Annotated in this window: 6 protein-coding genes and 2 pseudogenes; 6 read left to right on the top strand and 2 right to left on the bottom strand. The window is 63.3% G+C overall.

Features of this window, described 5'->3' with window-relative positions; genetic code table 11:
* The first annotated feature begins 593 nt into the window (after positions 1-593).
* Positions 594-1,643 (top strand): copper chaperone PCu(A)C, encoded by a 1,050-nt coding sequence (locus tag J9611_RS20630; protein WP_211882982.1) that lies wholly within the window; start codon positions 594-596, stop codon positions 1,641-1,643.
* On the opposite strand, the pseudogene J9611_RS20625 reads toward J9611_RS20630, so the two are convergent.
* Positions 1,541-2,038, bottom strand: a pseudogene (locus tag J9611_RS20625) (transposase); the annotation flags it as partial. The gene J9611_RS20630 and the pseudogene J9611_RS20625 sit on opposite strands and share 103 nt — an antisense overlap.
* Before the next feature lie 148 nt (positions 2,039-2,186).
* Between J9611_RS20625 and J9611_RS20620 the strand changes: the two are divergent.
* The 3 genes from J9611_RS20620 to J9611_RS20610 are packed head-to-tail and all read left to right on the top strand — an operon-like array spanning position 2,187 to position 5,313.
* The gene (locus J9611_RS20620) at positions 2,187-3,389 is read left to right on the top strand and encodes a site-specific integrase (protein ID WP_211882978.1); all 1,203 of its coding nucleotides are present in this window, start codon (positions 2,187-2,189) and stop codon (positions 3,387-3,389) included.
* Positions 3,389-4,327 carry a tyrosine-type recombinase/integrase gene (locus J9611_RS20615; RefSeq protein WP_211882976.1) on the top strand — a complete coding sequence of 313 codons (939 nt, stop codon included), beginning with the start codon at positions 3,389-3,391 and terminating at the stop codon, positions 4,325-4,327. The genes J9611_RS20620 and J9611_RS20615 overlap by 1 nt, the downstream gene beginning before the upstream one ends.
* Positions 4,324-5,313, top strand: coding sequence for a tyrosine-type recombinase/integrase (locus tag J9611_RS20610; RefSeq protein WP_211882974.1), 990 nt, complete (start codon positions 4,324-4,326; stop codon positions 5,311-5,313). Before J9611_RS20615 ends, J9611_RS20610 begins: the two co-directional genes overlap by 4 nt.
* A 78-nt stretch (positions 5,314-5,391) precedes the next feature.
* On the opposite strand, the pseudogene J9611_RS20605 reads toward J9611_RS20610, so the two are convergent.
* A pseudogene (locus tag J9611_RS20605) lies at positions 5,392-6,093 on the bottom strand (IS256 family transposase); the annotation flags it as partial.
* 456 nt (positions 6,094-6,549) lie between these two features.
* On the opposite strand from J9611_RS20605, the gene J9611_RS20600 reads away from it, so the two are divergent.
* Positions 6,550-6,723, top strand: coding sequence for a hypothetical protein (locus tag J9611_RS20600; protein ID WP_211882972.1), 174 nt, complete (start codon positions 6,550-6,552; stop codon positions 6,721-6,723).
* Positions 6,724-6,906: 183 nt separating this feature from the next.
* On the top strand, positions 6,907-7,311 hold the full coding sequence (locus J9611_RS20595; protein WP_211882970.1) for a hypothetical protein: 405 nt from the start codon (positions 6,907-6,909) through the stop codon (positions 7,309-7,311).
* Positions 7,312-7,443: the final 132 nt, after the last annotated feature.

Here is a 7,443-nt window from a genome sequence, read left to right as displayed (position 1 = left end):
GAACCGTTCGACTGGAAATACACCCGCGCCGACCTCAACGACTACCTGCACCGCCTGAACAAACACGACCACGAACTGGCCGCCTGACCCCCGACGAACTAACGAAAATGCCCACTAGTACCTGGAACACAGGGCCGCTGTTCCCGTTCAGAACTTCGCTTTGCCATGTCGCATCCGGGTGCGCCTTCAACAGGGCCCGGACCATGCCGGTGGCCCATCCCCTGCGCCACTTTTCCTGGACGACCTCTATCTGCTTGAAACTTCCGGCCTGTCCGTTGTTGAGCAGGAAGTAGAGGAACGTCGTCACGCCAGGCACCGACCGTGGGGGCGCCCCCACATCGAGACGGTTTGGGCCCCTCACGCAGAGAGCGGACCGCGGGCCCTCCCCACGTCCGGTCCAGGCCCCGGCGTCCCCCGTAACATTTCCCAAGGTTTCCTCCAGCTGCCCGGGGATATTGTGTGGGCATCATCGCTGTTGGGGCAATCCCGTTGGCACCACCGCTCGGAGGCACGGAGCCACTGCAGGGTCTTTACTCTGCCGTCGCGTCGTGGAACAGAACCGGCGGCAGACGCGGAGTTGTCAGATTGCGACGATGTTGGAGGGCCCATCGATGAACCGGGTGTTCGGGCTTTGCCTCGCGGCCGTGCTCGCTCTGACGTACCGCGGTCTCGCCGTGTCAACATCCGGCACAGCCACGGCTGCGGTCTTTACCTGTGCGGGCGTCCCGGCCGTGCCGGTGGATCCGTACCCCGGGGCGACTGCCGTCGCCACCAGCTTCGGGTCAGGCACCCTCGCCGGATTCAACGTCTTCACGTCGGGGACCGGAACCGCGAACGTCTCCGTGGCGTCGGCACACACACCCGTGTGCGGGGCCTTCCTTCACACCACGACAGACCCGGGATCCGTCGCCAAAATGTCCGTTGGCCTGGCGCCCGGGACGGCCGAGGTTTACGCGGACGGCTGGTTCAACATCGCGGCCGAGGGCACCGCAGGGAGCGACGTTCCGTTTTTCCGCTTCTTTTCCGGCGCCACCCGGATCGTCGATGTCCTCCGGAAAAACGCCACCGGCGATGTGGTCCTCCGCGTATCGTCCCCGAAGGGGTACCTCTATGCCCCGTTGGTACCGAACGTGCGCCTCGGTGCCTGGCATCATCTGGTGATGCACGTTGTCCCCGACGGCCCGGCCACGGGAGTGCAGATCTGGTGGGACGGGAAGTCCGCCTACGCCAACCACACCGTCAACATCACCGCGACCACCCTCGACATGGTCCAGCTCGGCTCCGAACACGACCGGCAGCGGGCGGACATCTACGCCGATGACCTGATCATCAACAGCCGATCCGGGGACACATCCCCGCTACCAGGGCCCCTGCCGTCGCCGGCCCCGAATCCTACGGGGTGGATGAACGACCTCACCGGTGACACCAAAGCGACCCTGACCGCAGGAAACACCGGCCGACCGGACCGGTCCGGCCAGGCTCGGTTACGTCCCGCTGAGTGGTGGAGTTTGCCTCGACACCGTGCGGGTCAGTTCTCTGATTATGCTGCAGTGAGTTCGGGGAGCAAAATCGCCTCCTCTACGGGTTCGGCGGGTGCCGTGTTCATGGCCTTGAGTTCGGCCATGGACGCCTCGGAGAGGTAGCGGCGGTCTCCGGCTTCCCACTCGTCATGTTGCTCGACGAGAACCGCGCCGGCGAGCCGCAGGAGCGCTGCCGGGTTGGGGAAGACCCCGACGACGTCGGTTCGTCTTTTGATCTCTTTATTGACCCGCTCCATGGGATTCGTGGACCAGATCTGGCGCCAGTGCCTGGCCGGGAACCCGGCGAACGCGAGGACGTCGTCCCGGGCGTCGCCGAGCATCGCGGCGACCTTCGGATGCGATTTGTGCAGCATCCGGGTCACCTCATCGAACTGGGTGTTCACGTGCCCGGCATCGGGCTGGGCGAAGGCGGTACGGATGATCGAGGCGACCATCTCCTGGGACCCCTTCGGCACGGTCGAGAGCACGTTTCGCATGAAGTGCACCTTATGCCGACGTCGGCATAAGGTGCATTATGCCGATGTCCGGATTATGCCGATGTCGCCGGTGGTTCCCTTATTCCGTGCGGGTTGCGTGGCATTGATGTCGGCATAATCTGCCCGGGAGCGGGACGCTTGATTCTCATTTACGTGAGAGGAAAGCATCATGATCAAGGTTCTCAGCTCGTTGGTCGTGGGACCGCTGGAGGTTTACGTTCCCGCGGTAGCGCAAGACCTGGCCCGAGTCGGTTACACATCCTCTTCGGCCGACCAGCACATAGCGTTCGTCGCTCATCTCAGCCGATGGATGGACGTTGAAGCTCTTGCCGTCGGGGATCTCACCGTCGAAGTGCTGGAGAAATACTTCGATACCCGCCGGGCGGCGGGGTATGTGAATTACCGGACGATGAAGGCCGGGCAGCCTTTGCGTCGGGTTTTGGCCGCCAACGGGGTAGTCGTCACCTCGACGGCGATGCGGACTGCCTCGCAACTCTTACTGGACAGCTTCGCCGAATATCTGACACGGGAGCGGGGCCTCGCTGCGGGGACGGTCACCGCTTACATCGGCCGGATACGCCCGTTGGTTGTCGCCCGGCTGGAGACGGCCGGGGTCGGGTTTGACGGCTTGACGACCATCGATGTTCAACGATTCCTTGCCGAGAGGTGCGTCGGCGAAGCGGCATCCTCGGCGCAGTTGTGCGTCTCGGCGATGCGCTCGTTCGTATGTTTCCTGCACCTGGATGGCGCTGCTTTATCTGTGTCGTCGGCGGCGGTTCCGTCAGCGGCGCGCTGGTCGCAGGCTGCTCTGCCCAAAGATCTTAACCCCGCCGCACTGGAGGCGCTGCTGGCGGGCTGTGATCGGGAAACTGCGGCCGGGCGCCGCGATTACGCGGTCATGTTGTTGTTATGTCGGATCGGTCTGCGCGCCGGCGAAGTCACGGGACTCCAGCTGAGAGATATGCACTGGAGCGCCGGTGAATTCGTGGTGCGCGGCAAGGGAAATCATCTGGCACGACTGCCGCTTCCCGCCGAGGTGGGCGAAGCGCTGGTGGAGTATTTGCGCTACGCCCGTCCTACTGGGAGCCACCACACGGCGGTGTTTTTAGGGCATAAGGCACCCCACAATCCATTGGGCGCCTCTGGGCTCAGCTCTGCTGTTGCCCGCGCGGCCCGACGGGTGGGACTGGGCACGGTCCACGCCCACCGGTTGCGCCATACGGCGGCAACACAGATGTTGCGCGGTGGGTCATCGTTGGCGGAGGTCGGGTTGGTGCTTCGCCATCAACGCCAGCTAACGACGATGATTTACGCCAAAGTCGACCGTGAAGCACTTCGGGGCCTTGCCCGGGTCTGGCCGGGGGCCTTGTGATGGACGCGGAGATTGGTGACGGTCTGCGACTCGCGCTGGCGGAGTATCTGCAGACCCGTCGCGCGCTCGGATACAAGTTGGCGCGCACCGAGAAGCTGCTGAACCAGTTCGTCGACTATCTCCTCGCATCGGACGAGGTGGGAATCAGTACGTCATCAGCGTTGTCCTGGGCAAGCCTGCCCGAGAAATCGGAGGGAAGTTGGCGCAACTACCGACTCTGCGTAGTTCGCACCTTCGCCCGCTATCTGAGCATCTCGGACACCACGGTTGAAGTCCCGGCGATGGGCCTGCTGCCCTACAGCCCGCCGCGGGCCACGCCGTATCTGTATTCGGTCGCCGAGATCATGGCCTTGTTGGACGCCGCCTCGATCTTGTCCTGCCCGCAACGACAGGGAACGATGGCCACTTTGGTTGGGCTGTTGGCCACCACGGGCTTGCGGGTTGGTGAGGCCATCCAACTGGACGTGACCGATATCGAAACCGATCGGCAGTTGCTGCGGGTCCGCGACACCAAATTCGGCAAGACCCGGGAGGTGCTGCTGCATCCCACCGCCATCGCTGCGCTTGAAAAGTATCGCGCCGACCGCCTCCGATGGCAGCCGGCAAGTGATTGCCCGGCATTGTTCCTCTCACTGGCCGGCACTCGGCTGTTGTATTGCAATGTTCACCACGCCTTCCAACGGATGGTGGTTGAGGCGGGACTATCGGCACGGTCAGGTAAATGCCGACCACGGATCCACGACTTGCGGCACTCGTTCGCAGTCGCTTCGATGCTCGATGCCTACACGGCTGGCGGTGACGGTCAGGCACAGCTGGCTCTGATCTCGACCTATTTGGGGCACACCGATCCCGCGGCAACGTATTGGTATCTCTCCGCCGCACCCGAACTCATGGCCGCAGCCGCAGAACGCCTGGCCGCCTACGAGGAGCGGTCATGACTGCCATCAACGCCACGTTGCAGTCGTTCTTCACGGATCGCCTGACACGGCAAAAGGATGCCAGCAGCCACACCATCGCCGCTTACCGCGACACCCTGAGGCTGCTTCTTGTCTTCACTGCCGCCACCCACAAAGTCCCGGCGTCGTCGCTGCGGTGGGACCAGCTCGATGCCCCAGAAATCACCGCATTCCTCGACCACCTGCAGAAAGTCCGCGGTAATTGCACCCGGACCCGCAACACCCGACTCAGCGCGATCCACAGCCTCTTCCGCTACGCGGCCCTGCACCATCCCGAACATGCTGCCAGCATCGCGCGAGTGTTGGCGATCCCGCCCCAACGCATCGACCGTCACCTCGTCGACTACCTCGAGGACCGTGAATGCGAAGCACTGTTGGCAGCACCGGATCGCAGCACCTGGACCGGGCGCCGCGACTACACGTTCCTCGTTGTTGCCTTACAGACCGGACTACGCGTCTCGGAACTCATCGGCCTCACCATTAGCGATGTCCATCTGGGCGCCGGAGCGCACCTGTCCTGCCGAGGCAAAGGACGCAAAGAACGCATCACCCCGCTCACCGCGAAAACGGTTATCACCCTGCGCGACTGGGAAAGAGAACAAAGGCCCACTGGCATCACCGTGTTGTTTCCCACCCGCGTCGGCCAGCCCCTCAGTCGCGACGCGATCGAACACCGCATCACCATCCATACCCGCACCGCAACTGAGAGTTGTCCGAGCCTGGCTGACAAACACGTCTCTGCCCATGTCCTGCGGCACACGACCGCGATGCGACTTCTCCATGCAGGAGTCGACACCAGCGTCATCGCGTTATGGCTCGGCCACAAGCAGGTCGACACCACCCAGATCTACATCGTCGCGGACCTGAAAGTGAAGGAAGATGCCATCGACCGCACTCGGCCGCTGAACAGCGCCCGGGGCAGATATCGTCCCCCCGACGACATTCTCGCCTGGCTCGGCACGCTCTAATTATGCCGACATCAATGCCACGCAACCCGCACGGAATAAGGGAACCACCGGCGACATCGGCATAATCCGGACATCGGCATAATGGACCCGGCAGCGCTGCCATGCCGCGCCCTGGAACACCGTCCCGATGGCCTTTTTCAGGCCGCTGTGGGCGTCGGAGATCACCAGTTTCACCCCGTCCAGCCCGCGGGCCTTCAGCGACCGCAGGAACGCCGTCCAGAACCCCTCGTTCTCGCTGTCGCCGACGTCGAAGCCGAGGACTTCCCGGCGCCCGTCGGCGGCCACGCCGAAGGCGACCACGACCGCCTGCGACACGACCCGGTGCCCGACCCGGGCCTTGCAGTAGGTGGCGTCGAGGAACACATACGGGTAGTCCATGGCCGACAGGTCCCGGTCCCGGAACGCGCCGACCTCATGGTCCAGGTCCTCGCAGATCCGGGAAACTTCGGACTTGGAAATCCCGGTGTCGGCCCCGAGCGCCTTGACCAGGTCGTCGACCTTGCGGGTGGAGACCCCGTGCAGGTAGGCCTCCATCACGACCGCGTACAGCGCCTGGTCCACGCGGCGGCGCCGCTCGAGCAGGGCCGGGAAGAACGACCCGTTGCGTTGGGTGGTGCGTGCCTCGGAGCGTTGGAACGAGGCGGCGCCGATGAACGCGGTCGCCTCGGCCTCGATGAGCTGCTGGTACAGCGTTTCGGTCGCGGTGCGGATCCGGTCGGAGACATCGGTGAGTTTCAGTTGTCCAAGAAGGTCGAGCAGGGCAGAATGGTCTAGAGCCATCGTGTGTTTGTGTCCTTTGTGAGTTCTTTGATCGGTACTCACTGACCATCGCACGATGGCTCTTCACGTCGGAAATCCGATGCTCAGAAGCCGGGAACTACACCACTCCACGGGACGTAACCCCAGGCTCTGACAGCCCGGCGCCAATGCGCCGCATAAGCCGGTCCTACAACGCACCACTCCCCCAATAAAAACCAAACGTTGAAAACACTATGTTTCCGAGGTTCTCCGATTGGTGCATGCGCCGCCCGCAAGACGCCCGTGAAGGTGCCTCCAGCGCGGCAGCTATTTTCATCGGTCACCGATCAATTTTGCTGCACCGGCCCGATTTTTTGTCCCTGGGGCCATGCGCGTTCGCCTTGGCCGTTTCCAGTTGCGAGCCCGCTGGGAGCGTCTGTGCGCTACACGACATCCTCGCTCCCCGCCGGCCGTGACCACGGGCCTACGATTGGCATCATGGTCAAACTGGTGGACATTATCCAGCCCGTTGAGAAGCAGCAGATCCGCGCCGAGGGCGACGATTACGACGAGGCGAAAGCTGCGTTGAGCGCCCAGATCCCTGAGGGCTGGCAGCTGCTCTCCATCGTCAACGAACGCTCGCTACCTGTGCCCTTTCCTCGTGCCTCATAGGCACGATGGCCGACCTTAGCGTTTGGGCCCGCGGACCGATCGGACCGATCACCAAAGGGGTTTAGGTCTCTGCGCGGGCTGATGCCCCTTGCTGAGCCTCATATAGGGGGAGAGTCTAAAGCCCCTCACCGCCTCAGGGCGGCGGGAATATGCTGGCAGGATACGGCAACAAGCGGGGGTGTCATGAGCTTCGAAGACATCGCCAACGGGCGGGTCAGCCAGGTCCGGGAGGAACTCGCGGCCAGGTCCGAACTGCTGCGCACGTTCGCGAAGTCCGGCGGGACGGCAGCCAGGAGCATGCGGAACAGTCTCTTCGTGGCAGCCCACACCCTGTCCCGTCATGCCGTCCCCACTGACCTGGCGGTGGTGACTACAGGGCCAGATGGTTCCGGCTGGCACTACAAGGTCGTGGGAGAAGGCTGGCACCTGGCCGGCGACCCGGAGGTGCTGGCGTTCCTGACCGTGGACGGGAAGATCTTCCTGGGCGGCAGGAACCGTGGGCTGCCCGCCCGCTACCTATCGCCGGAAACCGCTGAAGCACAGCTTGATCGGCGCAACCCTGACGGGACGCTTAGGACGCGCCGATAAATAACCAAGTCTAATTACGTTTTGGGTGAAACAATGGTGTATGCCCGTTTCCGCTGAAGCCGTCGAATCGCTGAGTGCAAAATTCGAGACGATCCTGCCCCACCTGGATGAACGCTCCACTCGTCTTCTGTT

This window comes from Pseudarthrobacter albicanus, assembly GCF_018224015.1.
Classification (GTDB): domain Bacteria; phylum Actinomycetota; class Actinomycetes; order Actinomycetales; family Micrococcaceae; genus Arthrobacter; species Arthrobacter albicanus.
The sequence above is the reverse complement of the archived record's forward strand: the minus strand, read 5'-3'. Positions and strand labels throughout refer to the sequence as shown.

Bases quoted from the DNA above. Each gene is read 5' to 3' on its own strand.
- J9611_RS20630 (WP_211882982.1), top strand. From the start codon at position 594: ATGTTGGAGGGCCCATCGATGAACCGGGTGTTCGGGCTTTGCCTCGCG.
- J9611_RS20620 (WP_211882978.1), top strand. From the start codon at position 2,187: ATGATCAAGGTTCTCAGCTCGTTGGTCGTGGGACCGCTGGAGGTTTAC.
- J9611_RS20615 (WP_211882976.1), top strand. From the start codon at position 3,389: ATGGACGCGGAGATTGGTGACGGTCTGCGACTCGCGCTGGCGGAGTAT.
- J9611_RS20610 (WP_211882974.1), top strand. From the start codon at position 4,324: ATGACTGCCATCAACGCCACGTTGCAGTCGTTCTTCACGGATCGCCTG.
- J9611_RS20600 (WP_211882972.1), top strand. From the start codon at position 6,550: ATGGTCAAACTGGTGGACATTATCCAGCCCGTTGAGAAGCAGCAGATC.
- J9611_RS20595 (WP_211882970.1), top strand. From the start codon at position 6,907: ATGAGCTTCGAAGACATCGCCAACGGGCGGGTCAGCCAGGTCCGGGAG.